The sequence below is a fragment of the Kamptonema formosum PCC 10802 genome (genome assembly GCF_000332335.1).
GTDB lineage: Bacteria > Cyanobacteriota > Cyanobacteriia > Cyanobacteriales > Oscillatoriaceae > Oscillatoria.
The window spans coordinates 5059001-5079979 of record NZ_KB235948.1 but is presented as its reverse complement, the minus strand read 5'-3'; the positions used below and the strand labels follow the sequence as shown (position 1 = coordinate 5079979).

The 20979-nt window shown below is 54.0% G+C and carries 14 protein-coding genes and 1 pseudogene; 10 read left to right on the top strand and 5 right to left on the bottom strand.

What is annotated here, in order from left to right:
- Window positions 1-145 precede the first annotated feature (145 nt).
- On the top strand, window positions 146-568 hold the full coding sequence (cutA, locus tag OSC10802_RS0122275; RefSeq protein WP_198525163.1) for a divalent-cation tolerance protein CutA: 423 nt from the start codon (window positions 146-148) through the stop codon (window positions 566-568).
- Between the two features lie 453 nt (window positions 569-1021).
- Complete coding sequence (locus OSC10802_RS0122270) at window positions 1022-1447, top strand: metal-sensing transcriptional repressor (RefSeq protein WP_017718981.1); 426 nt, start codon at window positions 1022-1024, stop codon at window positions 1445-1447.
- Window positions 1448-1535: 88 nt separating this feature from the next.
- Here OSC10802_RS0122270 and OSC10802_RS0122265 read toward each other — a convergent pair whose 3' ends face one another.
- Window positions 1536-3143, bottom strand: coding sequence for a CHAT domain-containing protein (locus OSC10802_RS0122265; protein ID WP_017718980.1), 1608 nt, complete (start codon window positions 3141-3143; stop codon window positions 1536-1538).
- A gap of 11 nt (window positions 3144-3154) precedes the next feature.
- On the bottom strand, window positions 3155-4387 hold the full coding sequence (locus OSC10802_RS41230) for a hypothetical protein (protein WP_155968209.1): 1233 nt from the start codon (window positions 4385-4387) through the stop codon (window positions 3155-3157).
- 670 nt (window positions 4388-5057) lie between these two features.
- Here OSC10802_RS41230 and OSC10802_RS53175 point away from each other — a divergent pair.
- On the top strand, window positions 5058-5213 hold the full coding sequence (locus OSC10802_RS53175; RefSeq protein WP_198525162.1) for a hypothetical protein: 156 nt from the start codon (window positions 5058-5060) through the stop codon (window positions 5211-5213).
- A gap of 626 nt (window positions 5214-5839) precedes the next feature.
- Here OSC10802_RS53175 and OSC10802_RS41225 read toward each other — a convergent pair.
- Together OSC10802_RS41225 and OSC10802_RS50635 are read right to left on the bottom strand one after the other, a co-directional pair.
- Window positions 5840-6607, bottom strand: a complete 768-nt coding sequence (locus OSC10802_RS41225) for a hypothetical protein (protein WP_198525161.1) — start codon at window positions 6605-6607, stop codon at window positions 5840-5842.
- A 1633-nt stretch (window positions 6608-8240) separates the two neighbouring features.
- Window positions 8241-8405, bottom strand: coding sequence for a hypothetical protein (locus OSC10802_RS50635; RefSeq protein ID WP_155968207.1), 165 nt, complete (start codon window positions 8403-8405; stop codon window positions 8241-8243).
- A gap of 942 nt (window positions 8406-9347) precedes the next feature.
- Here OSC10802_RS50635 and alaS point away from each other — a divergent pair.
- The 7 genes from alaS (at window position 9348) to OSC10802_RS0122205 (ending at window position 20021) form a co-directional block, all read left to right on the top strand.
- Window positions 9348-11978 carry an alanine--tRNA ligase gene (alaS, locus tag OSC10802_RS0122235; RefSeq protein ID WP_017718975.1) on the top strand — a complete coding sequence of 877 codons (2631 nt, stop codon included), beginning with the start codon at window positions 9348-9350 and terminating at the stop codon, window positions 11976-11978.
- A 269-nt stretch (window positions 11979-12247) separates the two neighbouring features.
- Window positions 12248-12508, top strand: coding sequence for a hypothetical protein (locus tag OSC10802_RS0122230; protein WP_017718974.1), 261 nt, complete (start codon window positions 12248-12250; stop codon window positions 12506-12508).
- An 89-nt stretch (window positions 12509-12597) separates the two neighbouring features.
- Complete coding sequence (locus OSC10802_RS0122225; protein WP_017718973.1) at window positions 12598-12996, top strand: VanZ family protein; 399 nt, start codon at window positions 12598-12600, stop codon at window positions 12994-12996.
- Window positions 12997-13140: 144 nt separating this feature from the next.
- Window positions 13141-14625 (top strand): Asp-tRNA(Asn)/Glu-tRNA(Gln) amidotransferase subunit GatB, encoded by a 1485-nt coding sequence (gene gatB / locus OSC10802_RS0122220; protein WP_017718972.1) that lies wholly within the window; start codon window positions 13141-13143, stop codon window positions 14623-14625.
- A 772-nt stretch (window positions 14626-15397) separates the two neighbouring features.
- Window positions 15398-16639: a bifunctional ornithine acetyltransferase/N-acetylglutamate synthase gene (gene argJ, locus OSC10802_RS0122215; RefSeq protein ID WP_017718971.1), complete on the top strand. Its 1242-nt coding sequence runs from the start codon at window positions 15398-15400 to the stop codon at window positions 16637-16639.
- A gap of 623 nt (window positions 16640-17262) precedes the next feature.
- Window positions 17263-18441 carry a hypothetical protein gene (locus tag OSC10802_RS44665; RefSeq protein WP_155968205.1) on the top strand — a complete coding sequence of 393 codons (1179 nt, stop codon included), beginning with the start codon at window positions 17263-17265 and terminating at the stop codon, window positions 18439-18441.
- Between the two features lie 248 nt (window positions 18442-18689).
- A complete protein-coding gene (locus OSC10802_RS0122205; RefSeq protein ID WP_017718969.1) occupies window positions 18690-20021 on the top strand; it encodes a serine/threonine protein kinase in 1332 nt (443 codons plus the stop codon).
- Window positions 20022-20845: 824 nt separating this feature from the next.
- Here OSC10802_RS0122205 and OSC10802_RS53170 read toward each other — a convergent pair.
- Window positions 20846-20979, bottom strand: a pseudogene (locus OSC10802_RS53170) (IS4 family transposase); the annotation flags it as partial.

Here is a 20979-nt window from a genome sequence, read left to right as displayed (position 1 = left end):
TAGTTGGGCTTTAGCCCTCCGGCGTTTGTAGTTGGGCTTTAGCCCACCGGCAGTTTGTAGTTGGGCTTTAGCCCTCCGGCGTGCGCACCCCAACCCCTTCGGGGCGGCAAAATTAGGCAAAGAGCCTGACACTTGTGGCACACTTGTGGCACAGGCATCTTACCCGCACTCTGGGAGGATGCCGGCACCACAAGAAATGGACAAAACGATGAAGCTCTACTACATCACCCTCAGCAGTTCTGAAGAAGCCCGTAAGGTGAGTCGCGCCTTACTTGAGGAACAGCTAGCTGTCTGCATTAACTGGTTTCCTATCAATTCTGTTTACCGCTGGGAAGGCAAAATTGTCGAACAAACAGAAATTGTCCTAATTGTCAAGACTCAGGATGGCTATAGCGAAAAACTCCACAAGGCGATCGGCGAACAGATTGACTATACAAATACCATCGCAGAAATTGCTGTTGAGTCAATCAATCAGGAATTTATCGAATGGCTGGACGCCGAGATGCAGGCTGTCCCTCAGAAAAAGCGACCGGACAAGTTTATTCCTGTTTTGAATGATGAGGGCTGAGCGCCCTTTGCTAAACCGGGTTGCCGGGAAAAACCAGAGATTTTAACGCTCGACAAAAAGGGGGAAAAGATGGTTAAGGCATTACCGATTCGCGGTACAATTACAGGATGAGTGTATGTGTGACTTCTGTCCGCAATCCTTCCCAATACGGGGAATTGCGCCCCGAGGGCCAGCATGTGGCCCTTTTCCGAGTGGGATAGGGGATGGATATTTAGGCTCTCAGGAATCGCGTTCCGTTTAGCCTCGTGTTTGTTTTGCTGTCTGCCTCCTTTGTGTGACAAGCTTCCTAACAGCGTAACAGCTTAGTTCGGGGTGAAATTGAGCCATTCACCCCCGCGCCGCGACAGAGGTTGCAAGTATCACCCCACCCCTCAAAAGATATAGGGGGCGACGAAATAAGTTTTTGATTCTAGGTTACAATCTTATGTACACGCCCACCACCGCACACCGCCCATGATTAAAACTAACCGACTATCTGACAAAACCTTTCCTCTGGAAGACAAAGGCGAATCCCTGCAGGAGACAGACGATCTTTACCACGAACACGCTGACTCTCACGATCGTTCCGCTCACACTCACGTTCACAGTGAGGAGTCCCTGCGACGCCTTGTCAACCGGCTGTCTCGCATCGAGGGACACATCCGGGGGATTAAAACAATGGTGCAAGAGAGCCAGCCCTGTCCGGATGTCCTGGTCCAGATTGCTGCAGTCCGGGGCGCACTCGACCGCGTGGCGAGGATTATTTTGGACGAGCATTTAACTCAGTGCATCGCTCGCGCTGCGAAAGCGGGAAATATTGAAGATGAAATCGAAGAGTTAAAAGCCGCCCTCGACCGATTTTTACCCCGCGAAAAGAAAGCTGACAAAACTGACAAGTGAATTCTAGCGGTTTTCAGTTGGATGAAGTACAGAAACCCGTATCTTTAAGAATACGGGTTTCTTCTGCAAAAGAAACCCGGTTTCTGGCTCAGTTCCAATTTCCTATCAGCGTAAACGCCGACCAGAAATAGGGGTGGGACACATTAATTTTCCCTTGCGCCGCAATTTCGCGGGGGAGAGGGATAACCTGCAGGTCAGATCCGCGCAGCTGACCGCCCTCCAGTCGCACTTGTCCTTTCAGCATGGCCAGCTGCGCTTGTCTGAGCGCCTCTGTTTTGTTCCCCGTCACACTCAACTGCGTGTAAAACTCATTCATCAGCCCCAAGGTGCCGGCGTCGCTGATATACCACAGACTCGCCAGCGCTGATTTTACACCGGCATTAACCGCTAACCCAGCAAATCCCAATTCCGCTCGCTCATCTCCCAGCGCCGTCCTGCAGGCGCTCATAACCAGCAGTTCCACCGGCGCGGTGTTCGCCGCATTCCAGCCCAATTCTTGTGACAGTCTCCTGAGTTCCAGCATATTCACTTTTTTGTTCCAAAACTGGATGTAGGAATTGCTCAGCTCTCCTGGCTGGAACTCCCCGTGAGTGGCTAAGTGAATAATATTAAAGTGCTGCTGCCGGTTCAGCCCCTTGAAATTCTCCACAGTAAACTGTTCGTTGAGGAACCTTTGCCCGCGCCAAGCCCCTCTGAGGATTTCAGATAGCTCCACCGGCACGGCAGGTAAGGGATTTTGGTCTTTAAATTCCGAAGCCCCCATCGCCAAAATTTGCGAGTCCCTCAAATTCATATAGCGGGTGTCCGTCAGCCCAAAGCTGGGAATCAGTGCTACGCCATATTTTTCGATGATAAACTGTTTGCCGTCGTGCAAAGCCGCCAGCGGCATGGAGCGCAACCCAGAATCCATCACAAACACTACAATATCAACCTTCTTGGCTTGCAGTTCTGGCTCTATGGGCGCGACAATCCACTGATACAGCTGTTGGGCGTATTTTAAATAGCTGGTGGTTTCCCTCTTGGCTGGACTGGTGACTTCTTTGCGAAACTCTATGGCAACTTTGTTTACCGTTTTGCGCTCAACCGGCACGACTTTGTGAATCGATGGGTCGTTAAGCCCCTCGGTTAGCGTCCCTGGATTCTGCGGAAAAATCGTCAGGGAATCCAGCCTGTTTTCCTGGGCGATAATGTAGGTGATTACTGCCTTTTTTCCGGTTGCTTGGTAGAGAGTGAAGAGCGCCTTGGCTATCTCGTCAATCGTCGGCGCTTTACCGTATAAACGTATGTCAAGTTGGGCGCTAAATTCTAGCGCTTGCGCTTCTTCCACCGCTTGGACTGTCTCGCCAGTATTTTCCTCTTGAACAATCTTCTCAAAACCCAACCGGTCAACTTCACTCTCTCCGCTTGTACCAGCGGTTCCAGATGTTTCAGCTGTGCCAGAAACGGCATCGGTAGGGTCAGAAGTCTGCGCCGCATTTGTCTTGGCTGTATTCGGCGTCTCTTCCCTAACCGGCGGTGTGACAGAGGGGGGATCTGGCGGGGCTGGACTCTCTGGCTCAATTATAATAGTAGTCGTGTCCGGCACATTAGGGAAGCCATCGGACTGGTTGCCGGTTTGGTTGAGAGCCGGTCTGGCTGACAGCAAAATCAGCAGCAAAGCCAAACTGAAATTGACGCTAAACTTAAATAATTTCATGGGGTTCAATTTTATCTGAAATAAAATCCGTAGCCAATCCCCAAAATGAATCGGGCTCCGTCACCGGCATTATTCGTGATATCTGTCAGTGCCGGTGTGATCACGAGGGGCTGGTTCCGAAAGGGGATAAAGGAGACAGCCAGGGTCAAATCCTGACCCGTCCACTCGGCGATTGCACTCACCGGTTCAGCCACTCGCACAGCAACGCTGCCAAAACCGGCAATTGAACCGATATCTTTATTTATATCAAATTCCGAGCGGAACTGTCCGCTGCCCATGCCTGCAGTAACAAAAAGCCGGCTGAAAGGTTGTGCCGTGCTTTCTTGCAGGCGAAACATCTTGGTGACGGCACCGTAAACGCTGCTGCCGGCATCGGTTTTCCCCCAGACAATCGCATTTTGCCAGCCAAGGGCAACTGCAAAATCATCGGGGAGGGCGCGGTGCAGCTTGAAACTGACGCCGCCCCGATCTCCAAAACTGTCGGAGAGATTGAAAACCGTCACCCCTACATCTAAGCCCACGGCTTCCCGAGAGTCGCCAAATCCCATGCCATAGGCAATCGCTCCATCCGATTTATCAGTATAGCGAGTCCGCCCTTGAAACCCAACGCCAACCCCCGCACTCCCCCAGGATTTGCCGTAAGCTGAGGGGGTCACAGAAGTAACGCTGGGAGATGCGATCAGTCGCTGGCGCTGCTGGCGGTTTCTCGACGGGCGCAGGGGAACTCTTTCCGGTATAAATTGCTGCTCTCCGGGTGCGGCGGGCTCGGGCGCTAGCGTGGGTGGCGAACCGGCACCCTCCGCGATTACTGCGTCCCCGAACTTCGGCTGGGGTGCCGGCATTAATAATTCAGCGCGGTTCGCCGTCTGGGGAGGTGCCGGCAATTCAACCGCTAAGCCGGCAGTAGCACCCAAATTTTTTCTGACATTTTTCTTGAGGGAGCCACTCAAAGCAACCCCGTTTATCGCGCTGGGGGATGGCGGCTGTGGCGGGAAAATTGGGGGTGCAAACTCTGCTGCCGGTTGCGCGTTTGTGGGGCTTTTCTCACTGCTTGGCGCTGGGCACTCCGCAGCCGCTGGACAGTCAGGATTCGCCAGCTGAGCGCGACAGGTTTGAGCCGCCGTAACGGTAACAGCGATCCCTGCCAGACTGGACATCGCCAGCTGGGAAACAACTATTAAAGCCGAACCTCTATAATGAGCCGGTGAGCCCTTGGCGAATTTCCGAGTAGATTGCCCTGACACTATCATGCTGCCTGAAACTCCTGCCGGTCGATTTTACAAACGCAAATTTTAGAGCCTAGCTTCCTTGACAACTGCCAAAATACCTGTTTGGTTTTTTCCCTATTTTGGCGCTTTTAATCCTACCACACCTAAGCCCGAATTGGCTCTTCTGGGATTCACAATCAGCTGTTAGGCTTTTAATATGCCTGTCTGTTGAAAGGGGCAGAGCCTACAGAGGCTAATTAATAGGCATATCCTGGAATCGATGAATAGCGGTTTATAGTGCAAATTTAATGCACAAAAACGCATTGGGGGGTAGCGGCCATCAAGTCGTGACAGCCTAACAAACTCCCTCATTCTTCTCCCTTGGCGTCCTTGGCGTCTTGGCGGTTAATAAAATCGAGTGCTCTCCCCATCCGGGCTCACCAGTGGGGCTACGCTGAACTTACAAACCTTTGGGCTGCGCTGAACTTACAAACCTTTGGGCTACGCTGAACTTACAAACCTTTGGGCTACGCTGAACTTACAAACCTTTGGGCTACGCTGAACTTACAAACGCCCACGGGCTTTGGCCCACCGTCGGGTAGCCTGCCGGTGGCGAACCCGTAATAATAGAACTAGCAGGCGCTAGCCGGTCGCCGGTCGGGTGCGCCTGCGCCAAGCCATCTCAACCTTAGCGGAAACAAAGACCATGAAACTATTTGGCTGTTGCTTGAAACTGATTCGCAAAAGCTTCGGCTTGCTGTTCGTCCTTCTCGGGAGCATTCCCACCTTCCTGATCCCTGGGATTGGCCTATTCCTCGGTTTGCCCTTCCTGCTGATTGGTGCCATTTTGCTTGCGTGCTGATCCCGCCGAGTTGGGCTCACCGGTGGGGCTTTAGCCCAACTGCAAACCTTTGGGCTGCGCTGAACTTACAAACGGTAGCCGCTTAAAAACGTTTTGAGCCTAGCCGGTGGGGCTAGGCTCTTTTGTTACGAACGATAGATTGATCAACGAGTCAAACAAAAACGACTGCTGTTTCGAGTGCAAACAATCTACAACTAGGGTGGACAATGTGCGCTTGGACTCTCGACAGGGGACACCGGGTCTAAGCCCATCATCAAGAAAAACTAGTTTTCTTTCACTCCTTTTTGCTCGGCACTGCTGTTAAACACTCTGTTTGGTGTCCACTATTAAAGTAACACAGCCTTCTCGAATCCGAGCGATTCCTTTACAAAATTTGACATTTTGCCGGCTTGACGGGAGAATTGGCTTTGTGATGGCTGTGTTCGCCGGCAGCCCTAGGGGGCCCTTTTTGCATGGGCTTAAACCCGCACAGCAGATAAACGCAGGCAAGCAAGATTTATACCGGCTCTCGGTTGGGTGAAGTGCGCATAAGAACCCCGGTTTCTTTAAGAAACCGGGGCTCTCAGTCCCTCACGAAGATGAGAGACGCGCTTATCTGCGTTGCCCGAGGAAACTAAAAAATCAAATCAGGCAGTCCCAGGCTGGCAATAGTTGAGCGTGGATTGGACCGCACGAATAAAGACGGTCGATCCTTTTTTGACGATATACTCGCTAGCACCGAACTCACTTTCAGGGTTCCCCCAATCATAGGTATAGCCAAGTCCTGTCCAAGGATAGCCTTTTTCTTCATAAGAGACGGTTTGCAGGTTGCCATACCACTGTTTGTGCTGGGGCTCGACTGTGGGCGGAAAGTCCAAATCACAGATAGCATCATCAATCTCTTTATCTGGGCAAGGCCGATACATATCTGCGGGATTCACCCACATCTCTACAAATTTTGTCTTTCCCACACGCGGGGGCAAGCCCAGAAACTGTTCCAGCTTCAGTATCCGCTTCGGATCGTCCGCACTGAAATTATCGCAGAATTCTTTAACTTCGGGAACGGCTGTTACCCAAACATCTGCCCCTAACTGGAGAGAAGTTCCATCCTTCCCGTCATACCCATTCCAGGAAGTCCAAGTGACGGCCAAAAATTCTTTTTTCTCTAAGTCTCGCCAAACCAGTCTTGAGTTGTCAGGTGCAATCTTGAAAAGACGATCCGATAGCTCTGAAGGGTCTTTCTCGGAAGCGTCGCAAATCGCTTTTAAATAGGCATACTTTAGGAGATCCTCCTCAGTTGCCGGCGCAGTTGCGCTATAAGTAGAGACTATCTTGCAGGCCGGATCAGCTTGAGCAGCCGGCAATTGTCCGGCGGGAACAGCGAGAGCTACAACGGCTAAAAAGAGTGCAGTCAAAAAACTGCTAAGTAATTTCTTGACTCTGAGCATAGACACAGTTTACTGGGCTTTTTCTGGAACGAAATATCCTATCTTGGTTCCGCCGGCTGTGCGAGCGAAAATGCTTGCGCAGCTGCGATTCAACACTCCGGTCAGGAACCGCTCCTTAAATTAACACACCTTGCTGGAATCCCAGCGCTCCTTTTACAAAATTTTACAGTTCGCCTGACAGTTCACCGGCTCTCCCTTGGGGGGGTGCTAGCGGTTGAATCCGCCCGAAAACTCTAGTGGGTTCAGTCAAGGTGACCGAACCCACTAGACTCTGATTCTGTGATTCAACTAGCAAAGCTGGGGTTTCCCAGAAAGAACAAGTAAAACGGTTCGAGTGCAAACAATCTACTACTAGGGTGGACACTGTGTTCAAGGACTCTCGACAGGGGACACCGGGTCTAAGCCCATCATCTTGAACTGGTTTGACCTCACTCCTTTTTGCTCGGGACTGCTTTTCAACACTCTGGTTGGTGTCCACTATTAACCTAACACACCCTTCTGGAGTGGGAGCTATTTCTTTACAAAATTTTACAGTCCGCCGGCAAGCCGGTGGAGTCAGCGAGCGCTGCCGGTGAGGGAGCCCGAAAATTCTAGTGGGTTCAGTCAAGGTGACCGAACCCACTAGACTCTGATTCTATGATTCAACTAGCAAAGCTGGGGTTTCCCAGAAAGAACAAGTAAAACGGTTCGAGTGCAAACAATCTACTACTAGGGTGGACACTGTGTTCAAGGACTCTCGACAGGGAACACCGGGTCTAAGCCCATCATCTTGAACTGGTTTGACCTCACTCCTTTTTGCTCGGGACTGCTTTTCAACACTCTGGTTGGTGTCCACTATTAACCTAACACACCCTTCTGGAGGTGGGAGCTATTTCTTTACAAAATTTTACAGTCCGCCGGCAAGCCGGTGGAGTCAGCGAGCGCTGCCGGTGAGGGAGCCCGAAAATTCTAGTGGGTTCAGTCAAGGTGACCGAACCCACTAGACTCTGATTCTATGATTCAACTAGCAAAGCTGGGGTTTCCCAGAAAGAACAAGTAAAACGGTTCGAGTGCAAACAATCTACTACTAGGGTGGACACTGTGTTCAAGGACTCTCGACAGGGGACACCGGGTCTAAGCCCATCATCTTGAACTGGTTTGACCTCACTCCTTTTTGCTCTGGACTGCTTTTCAACACTCTGGTTGGTGTCCACTATTAAACTAACACACCCTTCTGGAGTGGGAGCTATTTGTTTACAAAATTTTACAGTCCGCCGGCAAGCCGGTGGAGTCAGCGAGCGCTGCCGGTGAGGGAGCCCGAAAATTCTAGTGGGTTCAGTCAAGGTGACCGAACCCACTAGACTCTGATTCTGTGATTCAACTAGCAAAGCTGGGGTTTCCCAGAAAGAACAAGTAAAACGGTTCGAGTGCAAACAATCTACAACTAGGGTGGACAATGTGCGCTTGGACTCTCGACAGGGGACACCGGGTCTAAGCCCATCATCTTGAACTGGTTTGACCTCACTCCTTTTTGCTCGGGACTGCTTTTCAACACTCTGGTTGGTGTCCACTATTAAACTAACACACCCTTCTGGAGTGGGAGCGATTACTTTACAAAATTTTACATAAACGCCGGCTCTCCGGCAGAGTGAGCGGTGCAGCGGATGAATTCGCCCGCACACCCGGCAACCTCCAGAAGGCGCAGGACATTTGCGAGAGGGGGATAGCGTCTCTTGCTTCTTGCGGAGTGCCGGTGGGGAGCCGAAAATTCTAAGGGTCCAGTCACAGACGACCGGACCCACTAGACGAAACTTATATGATTCAAAGAGTTAAGTTGGGTTTGCGAGAAAGAACAGTCAACTACTAGGGTGGACAGATGTTGCAGCTTCGCCGCTAACGTGTTCGCGTTGTCTTTCCGGACTTTGGTTTGGCTGCGCCCCGTCGGGGCATCTAGCCACGTTTTGCTATGCTAGTTAAGGTTCCACTGCGTCGGGCTTGGACAGGAGACACCGGGTCGCAGCCCAGAGAAGTTGGTTTCAACCGCTTCATTCATCTTTCGGGTGTCTACTATCAAGTTATCACAGCCTTTTTTGACCGGCAACCCCCTTTTACCAAGATTTACCCTTATTTACATTCTGCAAGATTGGCCTTACATAACTTTACAAATAGCCGGCCTCATCTGGGGGGCGGAGGGGCTCCGGGCTTTCGGGGGTGGGTTTTTTATAGCAGCAGTCATATTGGGAACGGACATCAGTGGCCTAGGGATAAAAGGCGTAGGGCAGGCGTTCCCTCCGTGCCCTCTCGATCTAATGTCCTAACCTAACTGCCTACTGCTATATCTGTGAGGTCTTTTGAAGCCCTGTCGCGGTGCAGTGGGAGCCGAGGTTAGAGGTGGTGCTGCGGGTGTGCGGGGAATAACGGCACTGCACCGGCCACGGGAGCCTGTACCATAGCACCCGAGCGCGAACAATGGACCTCAGAGCTCGACTGATGGGGCTTGGAGCTCGACTGATGGACCTCAGAGCTCGACTGATGGAGCTTGGAGCTCGAACGATGGAGCTTGGAGCTCGACTGATGGAGCTCATCCACAGACAACTTCTAAAAAACCCACCTCTGAAAGAGGAGGGGGCGGCTACTGCCAGCCGGCACCCTTCGCGCACCCTTCGCACACCGGCAGCGAGTGCGAAAATAGAAACATACAGATCCACACACTTGTCTTGGCACACCTATGCCTCCCACAGCCCAGTCCCTAACCGGCAGCCAAATCAGACAAAAATTCCTCGACTTCTTTGCCGAACGGGGACACAAAGTGCTGCCTTCCGCCTCCCTAGTGCCGGAAGACCCCACCGTCCTGCTCACCATCGCCGGCATGCTGCCCTTCAAACCCATATTTTTGGGACAGCGCACCTCCGAATTCCGCCGCGCCACCACCTCCCAAAAGTGCGTCCGCACCAACGACATCGAAAACGTCGGGCGCACCGCCCGCCACCACACCTTCTTCGAGATGCTGGGCAACTTCAGCTTTGGCGACTACTTCAAAGAGCAAGCCATCGCCTGGGGGTGGGAACTGTCCACACAAGTCTTCGGCTTACCCCCAGAACGCCTCGTCGTCAGCGTCTTCAGAGAAGATGACGAAGCCTACAGCATCTGGAGAGACAGAATCGGCGTCCCAGAAACCCGCATCAAACGCATGGGCGAAGAGGACAACTTCTGGGCCTCCGGGCCCACCGGCCCCTGCGGACCGTGCTCCGAAATCTATTACGACTTCCACCCCGAACGCGGCGACCAAAACATCGACCTAGAAGACGGGAGCCGGTTCATCGAGTTCTACAACCTCGTCTTCATGCAGTACAACCGGGATGCTACCGGCAACCTCACCCCCCTGCAAAACAAGAACATCGACACCGGCATGGGCCTAGAGCGCATGGCCCAAATCCTCCAGCGCGTCCCCAACAACTACGAAACCGACCTAATTTTCCCCATCATCAAAACCGCCGCCGACATTGCCGGCACCGACTACGCCCAATCCGGCGAACAAACCAAAATCTCCCTAAAAGTCATCGGCGACCACATCCGCGCCGTCGTCCACATGATCGCCGACGACATCCGCGCCTCCAACATCGGGCGCGGTTACGTCCTGCGCCGGCTGATCCGCCGCGTCGTGCGCCACGGACGCCTGATCGGCATTTCCGGTCTGTTCACCGCACAAGTCGCCGAAACCGCCATCGCCCTCGCCGAATCCGCCTACCCCAACGTCCGCAACCAAGAAGCCGCAATCAAAGCCGAACTCGAGCGCGAAGAAACCCGCTTCCTGAAAACCCTAGAGCGCGGCGAGAAACTCCTGGCCGAAATTCTCGCCAAAAAGCCAGAGCAAATTTCAGGCGTCGATGCCTTTACCCTGTACGACACCTACGGCTTCCCCCTGGAACTGACACAGGAAATCGCCGCCGAAGGGGGACTCACAGTGGATGTGGCCGGTTTCGACGCCGAAATGAAAAAGCAAGTCGAAAGAGCCAAAGAAGCCCACGAAACCATCGACCTCACCGTCCAAGGCTCCCTGGACAAACTCGCAGAGCACATCCACTCCACCGAGTTTGTCGGCTACAGCGAACTGTCCGCCGGCGCTCGCGTCGAAGTCCTGCTGCTCGATGGCCAACCGGCAGAAGAAGCAGAAGCAGGCACAGAAATCCGGGCGGTCCTCGACCGAACCCCCTTCTATGCCGAATCCGGGGGGCAAATTGGAGATCGGGGCTACCTGTCAGGCGATAACCTGCTGGTTCGCATTGAAGATGTCAAAAAAGAATCCGATTTCTTTGTCCACTTCGGGCGCGTCGAGCGCGGTGTCCTGCGTGCCGGCGATACCGTCACCGCTGTCACTGACCAATCTTGCCGGCGTCGCGTTCAAGCCAACCACACCGCCACCCACCTGCTGCAAGCGGCGCTGAAAAAGATAGTCTCCGACTCCATTTCTCAAGCCGGCTCCCTCGTCGCCTTTGACCGGCTGCGCTTTGACTTCAACTGTCCCCGCCCCCTCACCGCCCTTGAGCTGGAGCAAGTTGAGGAGCAAGTCAACAGCTGGATCGCTGAAGGCGCAAGCGCACAAATTGCCGAGATGCCCCTAGCTGAGGCCAAAGCCAAGGGCGCAATCGCCATGTTCGGGGAAAAGTACGCCGATGTGGTGCGGGTGGTGGATTACCCCGGCGTCTCGATGGAACTGTGCGGGGGGACACATGTGGGCAACACCGCTGAGATTGGCGCGTTCAAGATTATCTCCGAAACCGGCGTGGCGTCAGGGGTGCGGCGGATTGAGGCAGTTGCCGGTCCATCCGTACTCGACTACCTCAACGTCCGCGATAAAGTAGTGAGGGAACTCAGCGACCGGTTTAAAGTCAAGCCCGAAGAAATCCCCGACCGGATCGCCGGCTTGCAAGCGGAACTGAAAGCCGCTCAGAAACAGCTGGAAGCGGTGAAAGCGGAACTGGCGGTGGCAAAATCTGACCAGTTGCTGGCAACAGCGGAGCCGGTTGGCGATTTCAAAATTATCGTCGCTCAACTGGAGGATGTGGGCGCTGAAGCCCTGAAAACCGCTGCTGAGCGACTGCTGCAAAAACTGGGCAGTGGCGCGGTCGTGCTCGGGTCCGTCCCCGAACCGGAAAAGGTGAATTTCATAGCATGTTTTAGCCCGGATGTCAACAAGAAAGGGCTGCAAGCTGGGAAATTTATCGGCGGAATCGCCAAAATCTGCGGCGGCGGCGGCGGGGGGCGACCCAACATGGCCCAAGCCGGCGGGCGCGACCCCAGCAAGTTGAAAGACGCTCTGGAAAGCGCTCGCACTCAGCTGGTTGAAGGGTTGGGGTAGGCGTGCCGGTGGGAGCGCCCTCGTTCCGGGAGCCGTCTCGTTGGGGCTGTGTGCGGGAGTCTCCCGGCGGTTGAAACCGCGGCTATACAAACAAAACCCGCCTGCGCGGGTTTTAAGAGTCTTACCCTCGTTCCCAGCTTGAGCTGGGAACGCACTCCTAGAGGCTCTGCCTCGTTTTCACCCCCTTTTTCCTGTTTCCCCCCCTCGCTCCCAAAATGTTCCCAGGAACAAAAAATAGAAAAAAAACATCTAAAATAGCAAATCGCCTTATGCCCAGATTTGAACCATTCACTCTCCAAATGCAAATTACCCGCATGTTTGCGGAAGGGCAGTCATTTTTCGCCCCGATCAAGGTGCAGGATTGGCTGCGCGAGCGCAATCAAGAGCCCGCCAACTACGAGATTGTTTTCCATCAAAAGCCGGCTCCCCCTGGTTCCGGTAGAGTCATAGATATCGAAATTGAGCTGCGGCGCAAAGACGGACAGCCGGTTGACCCCTGGCTGCAAGAAGAAGTTAACCGCCACGCTTGAGAGCCACGAGAGCCACAAGAAACCGGGAAACTAAAAGAAACCCGGTTTCTGGTCCAATACATGCTGAATCTTTATCTGATAAGAGTATTATGAAAGTTGGCGCAATAAAGCCATCAAATCGTGTCTGGGTTATCGTCTCCACCGGCTACTTCGCGTTTCTCTTCCTGATCGTGCTGCTAGCGGATATGGGAAAGATACCCATTCCGCTAATCCAGCGCACTCCTTATGACAAAGTGGGGCATTTTATTTTATACGGAATTGCTTCTTACCTCAGCTATCGAGCCTTAGGCCGGCGCATGATGGCTTTGGGCAATTATCCCATTCCGCTGGGGCCATTTCTGTTTGGCGCTATCACGATATTTGAAGAAATGTTGCAGTCTATTTTGCCCCACCGCACCGCTAGTCTGGAAGACCTTGCGGCTAGCCTGTTCGGCATCGTGCTGTTCTACTGTGGCGGAGAAATTTGGGAGCGTCAAAGGCGCTCCTGAGGGGGAGGGAAAAACCGGGTTTCTTTGAGAAACCGGGTTTCTGGCCCTCTGGAGCGGGGATTTTTTGGGGAGCCGGTGGGGAATGCGCCGCCGGCAGGCTACAATAGTAGGGATTGGATGAAAAAGCCGAAATGTAGATAGGTTATGACCACAGCCGCCCCGGTAAAAACTCAGTACGAAGCTATCATCGGTCTGGAAACCCACTGTCAGCTCAGCACCGCCACGAAGATTTTCTGCAACTGCTCGACGGAGTTTGGAACGCCGCCAAACACGAATATCTGTCCCATCTGCATGGGAATGCCCGGGGTGCTGCCGGTGCTGAATCAGAAAGTGCTGGAATACGCCGTGAAAGCCGCTCTGGCGCTTAACTGCCAAATCGCTCCCCACAGCAAGTTTGACCGGAAGCAGTATTTCTATCCGGACTTGCCGAAAAATTATCAAATCTCCCAGTACGACTTGCCGATCGCTAAGGGCGGCTGGCTGGAAATTGAGCTGGTTGACGACACCAGCACCGCCACCCGCAAGAAGATCGGCATCACGCGCCTGCACATGGAGGAAGATGCCGGCAAGCTGGTTCACGCCGGCAGCGATCGCCTCTCGGGTTCCGCCTACTCTCTGGTGGACTTCAACCGCACCGGCGTGCCCCTGGTGGAAATTGTCTCGGAACCGGATATCCGCTCTGGGGCGGAAGCGGCTGAGTACGCCCAGGAGTTGCGCCGCATCCTCCGCTATCTCGGCGTCAGCGATGGGAATATGCAGGAAGGTTCGCTGCGCTGCGATGTGAATATCTCTGTGCGCCCGGTTGGGGAGGAGAAGTTTGGCACGAAGGTGGAGATTAAGAATATGAACTCCTTTAGTGCTATCCAGCGGGCGATTGAGTATGAAATCGACCGGCAGATTCAAGCGATTGAAGCCGGTGAGCGGATTGTGCAGGAAACTCGGCTGTGGGAGGAGGGGAGCCAGCGCACGATCAGCATGCGCAGCAAGGAAGGCTCTAGCGATTACCGCTATTTCCCGGAACCGGATTTGCCGGCGGTGGAGGTGGGAGCCCCCCTGCAGCAGCAGTGGAAGGCGCAACTCCCAGAACTGCCGGCGTCGAAGCGCCACCGCTATGAAAGCGAGTTGGGTCTTTCTGCCTACGACGCCCGGGTGCTGACAGACGACCGGCAGGTGGCGGAGTATTTTGAGGCGGCGGTGGCGCAGGGTGCCGGTGCCAAGCAAGCCGCTAACTGGGTGATGGGCGATATTGCGGCGTACCTTAAGGAGAATAAGCTGGGCATCGGGGATATAGCCCTGACGCCGGCAACTCTGACGGAACTAATTTCTCTGATAGAGGCCGGCACCATTAGCGGTAAAATCGCTAAGGATATCCTGCCCGAATTGCTGGCGAAGGGCGGATCTGCCCAGGAACTCGTGGAGAGCAAGGGGCTGATCCAAATCTCCGACACCGGCGCTCTGGAAAAAATTATTGATGAGGTTCTGGCGGCGAGCCCCAAGGAGCTAGAGCAGTACCGCGCCGGCAAAACCAAGCTGCTGGGCTTCTTTGTCGGACAGGTGATGAAGCAAACCGGCGGGCGAGCCGATCCGAAGCTGACTAACCAGCTGCTGGCGAGCAAGTTGAACGGTTAGCCCCCAAGCCCCCCTGTTATGTCAGGATTTCTTGACAAAAAGAAAAAATTGGGGGTTTGACCCCACACGCCTAAAATGGTATAGTGTGCTATGTAGATGCACCCTGATGGCAGGGAGAGTCGCCCAAGACTCTCCCTTTTTTTTGGGACTGGGGGTGGGGCGTGGGGCGTGGGGCATGGGGCGTGGGGCGTGGGGCATGGGGCATGGGGCTATTTTGTGAACCAATGGGCACACATTTCTGATTTCCGGTAGAAAGCATATATACAAAACCCGTCTAAAGTCGGGTATTTGTAAAAACCTTTCTTTCGGATATGCCTAAATTTGAGGGGTTTGGCTCCCCGAGGCACCCAGTCTGGGGCAGATGTCCAGTGGACACTGGCCAAATTTCAGCCTGTGGTGGGGGAGATTTTGTCAACCCTTGGCACAAATTTATGACTTCCGGAAGAAAACATATATACAAAACCCGTCTAAAGTCGGGGATTTGTAAAAACCTTTCTTTCGGATATCTATAAATTTGAGTGGCTCTGGCGTCCCGCAAATACCTGGCATGGGGCTTCCAATGCCCAGTGCCCAATGCCCAATGCCCAGTGCCCAATGCCCAATGCCCAGTGCCCAATGCCCAGTGCCCAATGCCCAATGCCCAATGCCCCATGCCCAATGCCCCATGCCCAATGCTATAGGATGATAAAGAAGAAATAAGGAATGAACAGTGTCCAGGAAGTTGCTTGATATAATCGCCTCTCGGTCAAGATGACGCCTAATGGGAGCAACTATGGCAGATTGGCAGGAAATTTCAGGTGGTGTGACAGCGCCGAGAGGGTATCGGGCGGCTGGGATTGTGGCGGGGCTGAAGCCTTCCGGGCTTCCGGATTTGGCGCTGATCGTGTCAGAGGTGGATGCGATCGCAGCAGGTGTGTTCACCACCTCGCAAGTGCGGGCGGCGTGTGTGGATTACTGCCGGCAGCGTCTGGAAGCGAAAGCTAGCGCCCGCGCTATCTTGTGCAATGCCGGTCAAGCTAATGCCGCCACCGGCGCACAGGGTTGGGCGGATGCGCTGGAATCCGCCCAGTTGGTGGGGGAAGCGCTGAATATTCCCCCAGAATCGGTGCTGCTGGCGTCCACCGGCGTGATTGGGCACCGGATTAAGATGGAGGCGCTGCGGGCGGGGATTCCCCGAGTGGTGGCGGAGGCGTCGGAAACGGGGGGAGATGCGGCGGCGAAGGCGATCTGCACCACAGATTTAGTGACGAAATCGATTGCGCTGGAAACGCACTTTGGCGATCGCCCTGTGCGCGTCGGCGGGATGTGCAAGGGTTCGGGGATGATTCACCCGAATATGGCGACGATGCTGGCGTTTGTCACTTGCGATGCGGCGGTGTCGCCCCATTTGTGGCACGATATGCTGCGGCGGGCGGCTGATAAGAGTTTCAATCAGGTGACGGTGGATGGGGATACGAGTACGAATGACTCGCTGATCGGTTTGGCTAATGGGCAGTCTCGCACGCCGGCAATTACGGAAATGGGTGCGGAGGCGGAAAAGCTGGAGGCGATGCTGACTGCAGTTTGCCAGCATTTGGCAAAGGCGATCGCGCGAGATGGGGAAGGGGCAACCTGCTTGCTTGAAGTGCGGGTTGCCGGTGCGAAGGATGATGCGGCGGCGCGTCAGGTGGCGCGGACAATTGCCGGTTCGTCTCTGCTGAAGTCGGCGATTTTTGGCCGCGATCCCAACTGGGGGCGGATTGCGGCGGCTGCAGGGCGTGCCGGTGTCCTCTTCGATCAGGAGAACTTGCGGATTCAGCTGGGGGATTTCTTGCTGATGGAGAATGGGCAACCCCTGCAGTTCGACCGGCAGGCGGCGAGTGAGTATATGAAGAAAGCAGCAGCGGGGGCGTATCTCAAGGAGGATACGGTGCTGATTTCGGTCAGCATTGGCAATGGTGCCGGTTCCGGTGCCGCTTGGGGCTGCGACCTCAGCTATGACTATGTGAAGATTAACGCTGAGTATACGACTTGAAGGGCGTTGGGGATTTTGGATGCCCGGATTTTGGATTTTGGATTGGGCATTGGCTCTCGCCAAACTCCTAACCCCTAGCCCCTAACCCCCAACTTGATACGGTAGGGCCGGCTTTGCTGGCCCTATTTTGGTTTTTCGGGCCACGCTGGCGAGAATTTATGGGGGGAATAAATTATGTATCCAGTCTAAATCATTCGCGCAATTCCTGTAGAGGCAATCCCTTTTTGGCTGTTCCCTCCTGTGCGAGGAAGGGACTCTCACACAACTCATTTAGACTGGCAATACAAGAGTAAAAAAAAATGGAAAATAATTTATTGGGGTAATAAATTCGAGGCGCGAGAAGGCCGTCCCAGGGGGATCTTGGCCAATACGCACGCAAATACAAGCTCTGGAGAGTGGCCGGCCCGCGCTCGTTTTGTGAGAGTGTTGGGTCAATCAATTCCTGTGCCAGCAATGTCCTTCAGGCTCTCGCCTGGCGGGCCAAGAAAAAAAGTTCCTCACCCCCCTTGACGGTTGCCAAGACCTTCCTTATAATTGGGGAAGATACAAAAAGAGCGCCGCAACAGCTCCTAGGCTGGGACAGCGCTCAAGTCCAAATTCATACTAATAAGGACAACTGTAGCATGAAAAAGCAAGATCGACAACAACCTGTTCAGCTAGAACTGTTCGCTAGCCCGTCTGCCCCGGCAGGCACCCCAGCCCCCTTAGCGCCGCAAACCAAACCGGCGCAATCCCCGCGCAAGCCCCGCCGAGAGCCGGTACAGCTGGATTTGTTCGCCCCGCAAGTTGCGCCGGCAGGCATTAAAGCCCCTTCAGTCAAGTGGGATGTACCGGTGGAAGCAGTTACAGGTTCAACCGCCGGCGCGGCGCAGTCAGAGGTGCCTGCCGAACTCGAAGCCGGTGCAGACGCCGGCGCGGCGGAGTTGGAGGTGCCTGCCGAACTCGAAGCCGGTGCAGATGCCGGCGCGGCGCAGTTAGAGGTGCCTGCCGAACTCGAAGCCGGTGCGGATGCCGGCGCGGCGCAGTTGGAGGTGCCTGCCGAACTCGAAGCCGGTGCGGAAGCGATCGCAAAAGCCCAAGCAGTGAAGCCTGTCAGTCAAAAGCAATCCCGTAAAAAGCAATCCCGTAAAAAGCAATCCCCAGATAAACCGGCTGTTTCCCCACAGGCGCAGCAGTCTCCAGAGGAGATTGTGGTTCCGTATGCCGGTGTTGCCAGCAAAAGTGAGCAATCCCCAGACAAGCCGGTGGTGAAGTGCCACATCCGCATTGAGAAGATTGGCGTCACGAAGCGGGGGAATACGCCTTATATAGTATATCACACGCAATATGGAAAGTGCTGCACATTTCTGTCGCGCGAGTATTTTTGGCAGTCACTGTTCAACCTGTTAGGGATTAAGCAGCAGCGTTTTGACAGAGTGACGGGGTTTGCGGTAAGTGAGAGCAGTGTTGCCTTGCTGGAGGGAGAGAAGCGACACTCGATTGCCGGTGATGAGTTGCGGGCGTTTCTGGCGCGGCAAAATCAAATGGCGCTGGATGGGTTGGAAGTGAGATTGCAAGAGGGGAAGGTGTCTGTGTGGAATCGCGCCAGCCGGCGGCTTCATGTGGTGACTGCACAGGGATGCAATTGCGAGGATGCGATGTACAGCAAGCAGATTTGCAAGCATCAAATTGCCGCCCAGTGGCATTTGCAGAAGTTGGGGTGGGGTTTGCTGGAGGGGTATTTGGCGCTGGATTACAGTACGATGCCCACAGAGCAATTGATGGCGATCTCGGAGGGATGTATGGCGGATTTGGGGTGGTAGTATAGAGCAAAGTAGGGTGCGTTCCACCGGCAGGGCACATCGCCCAGACGCCTCACCGGCAATGCGGAACGCACCCGGCAGCACTGCAGGCGGGGGGCGGGTTTAGCACAATCCGGCGCGCTCGTCTCAGGGATTGCCGGTGAACCCGCCCCTATAGCAGGCGGGGGGTGCAGCACATCGCCCCACCAGTGTGCGGCACCGGCAGCTCTGTGGCATAATCAGTCCCAAGCGTTGCGGAGTGGTGAGGGATGGTTTGGGCAACAGGGCACAGGTTGCAGGGCGGGCGGTACGTCATCGAACAAGTTTTGGGACAAGGTGGCTTTGGGATTACCTATAAAGCGCAGCACCAGCTTCTCGAACAGCCGGTTGTGATTAAAACGCCCAATGATAGTTTGAGAAATGACCCAGAATATGATAAGTATGTGAAGCGATTCATCGAGGAAGGGCGGCGAATGGAAAAGCTGTCTGAAAAGCAGCATCCTAATATTGTGCGCGTCAGGGATTTGTTTGAAGAGGGCGGCACATACTGTCTGGTGATGGATTTTGTAGCGGGGGAGAGTTTGTGGGATATTGTGCAGCGGCGGGGGGCGTTACCGCAATGGGAAGCGGTGGATTATCTGCGACAAATTGGGGAAGCCCTAACGGTGGTGCACGCGGCTAGGCTTGTGCATCGGGACGCTCACCCCGGTAATATAATGGTGCAGAGTGATGGGAGGGCGGTTTTAATTGATTTTGGCATTGCTGGGGAAATTTTTCCTGCAACTGTCAGCTCAAAGTTTTTTGCCAATCCAGCTTTTGCCCCTTACGAGCAGATGCAGGGCGGTCGAGAGCCGGCGGTAGATATTTACTGTCTGGCGGCTTCTCTGTATTATACCATAACGGGTCAGCGTCCGGCATCTTCTTTAAAGCGCAAGCTGAACAATGAGCGATTAGTTCCGCCGAAGCAACTAGCTGGGGGTATCGGGGATGTGTTGAATCGGGCGATTCTCAAGGGGATGGAGTTGGAAGCGAAGAAACGCCCCCAGTCGATGCGGGAATGGTTGAAGTTGTTGGAATCGGCGAATCGCACTCAGCCGGTGTCCCCACCGCCTGGGAGAAATAAGCCGGTTGTCGAACAGCTGCTAAGAGCTATCCCTTGGCTTGGGTTAGCAAGAGTTTTGTTAATGTCCACTATTGTGGGCTTTTTATCAGCAGTTAAATTTTGGACTTTGGCTTTCGCTTTCGCTTTTGCTTTGGGTTGGGATTCGGCTTTGGATTGGTTTTTCTTTTGGTCTTTGATTTTTGCTTTGATGTATTCGTTTTCGAGTTTCGCTTCGTCTTCGACTTGGGTTTGGCCCGACTTTGGCTTTTGGGCTGTGGCTGCGGGTGTGGCTGCGGGTGTGGCTGCGGGTGTGGCTTTGCTTTTGGCTTTTTTTCTGGTTTTGAATTTGGCTTTTGCTTTGGATTTTGCTAAAGAACAGCTGCTAAAATCCTTCACCCGATTTCACACCTTTCTGATTGTGACTGGAACCTCTTGCTTAGGGCTGGGGTTGGGGTGGTTGGTGTATCAGATATTTCCGGTATTTCATTCAGTAAAGTAGGGTACGTTCCACCTGTACGACACATCGCCAATACGCCGCAATGTCAGTGCGGAACGCACCCCACAGCACTGCAGGCGGGGGGCGGGTTTAGTACAATCCGGCGCTGTGTCTCAGGGATTTCGGGTGAACCCGCCCCTACAGAAGGCGGGGGGCGGATTTAACACTACTTCTCTGAAGTTCGCGAAGGCGGACTTCGTTTGTATAGCCGCGATTTCAATCGCCTGGGATCTAGTTAGCAAAGTGCGTTCCGCCTACTTCTCAGAAGTCCGCGAAGGCGGACTTCGTTTGTATAGCCGCGATTTCAATCGCCTGGGATCTAGTTAGCAAAGTGCGTACCGCCTACTTCTCAGAAGTCCGCGAAGGCGGACTTCGTTTGTATAGCCGCGATTTCAATCGCCTGGGATCTAATCAGCAAAGTGCATTCCGCCTACTTCTCTGAAGTCCGCGAAGGCGGACTTCGTTTGTCGCAGTGAGTTTCAATCGCCTGGGATCTAATCAGCAAAGTGCGTTCCGCCGATACAACACATCGCCCATACACCGGCAATGCGGAACGCACCCGACTAGTGGACCAGGTTCCTGGCGATTGGAAATCGCGGCTATACAGACGAAGCCCGCCTTCGCGGGCTAAAGAGTTGAGGGAGACTCTCAAAATGTGCGGTTTTTTTCTTTGGAAAGACGAGGAAAGGGGGGGACAAGGATTCCCAGAAAGCTCCCCTCCCCGTTAACGGGGAGGGGTTGGGGGTGGGGTTAGAGCCACAAGTGTTGAATTCTGTCACAAAACTTTACATTTTAGCTTACATTTATCCTGCCCTGAGTAAAAATGCTTAGCCAGAGAGAAGTCGTTCTATCCAGTGGACATAGCTGATTTCTTGACACATACAACATTGAAGATAGCGGAGTTTATCTAGTAGCGTAGTCCCCCATTCTTTAGGAATATCTACTATCTTTAATATCAGGT

Coding starts and splice junctions, on each gene's coding strand:
- OSC10802_RS0122270 (WP_017718981.1), top strand. CDS start 1,022: ATGATTAAAACTAACCGACTATCTGACAAAACCTTTCCTCTGGAAGAC.
- OSC10802_RS0122265 (WP_017718980.1), bottom strand. CDS start 3,143: ATGAAATTATTTAAGTTTAGCGTCAATTTCAGTTTGGCTTTGCTGCTG.
- OSC10802_RS53175 (WP_198525162.1), top strand. CDS start 5,058: ATGAAACTATTTGGCTGTTGCTTGAAACTGATTCGCAAAAGCTTCGGC.
- alaS (WP_017718975.1), top strand. CDS start 9,348: ATGCCTCCCACAGCCCAGTCCCTAACCGGCAGCCAAATCAGACAAAAA.
- OSC10802_RS0122230 (WP_017718974.1), top strand. CDS start 12,248: ATGCCCAGATTTGAACCATTCACTCTCCAAATGCAAATTACCCGCATG.
- OSC10802_RS0122225 (WP_017718973.1), top strand. CDS start 12,598: ATGAAAGTTGGCGCAATAAAGCCATCAAATCGTGTCTGGGTTATCGTC.
- gatB (WP_017718972.1), top strand. CDS start 13,141: ATGACCACAGCCGCCCCGGTAAAAACTCAGTACGAAGCTATCATCGGT.
- argJ (WP_017718971.1), top strand. CDS start 15,398: ATGGCAGATTGGCAGGAAATTTCAGGTGGTGTGACAGCGCCGAGAGGG.
- OSC10802_RS44665 (WP_155968205.1), top strand. CDS start 17,263: ATGAAAAAGCAAGATCGACAACAACCTGTTCAGCTAGAACTGTTCGCT.
- OSC10802_RS0122205 (WP_017718969.1), top strand. CDS start 18,690: ATGGTTTGGGCAACAGGGCACAGGTTGCAGGGCGGGCGGTACGTCATC.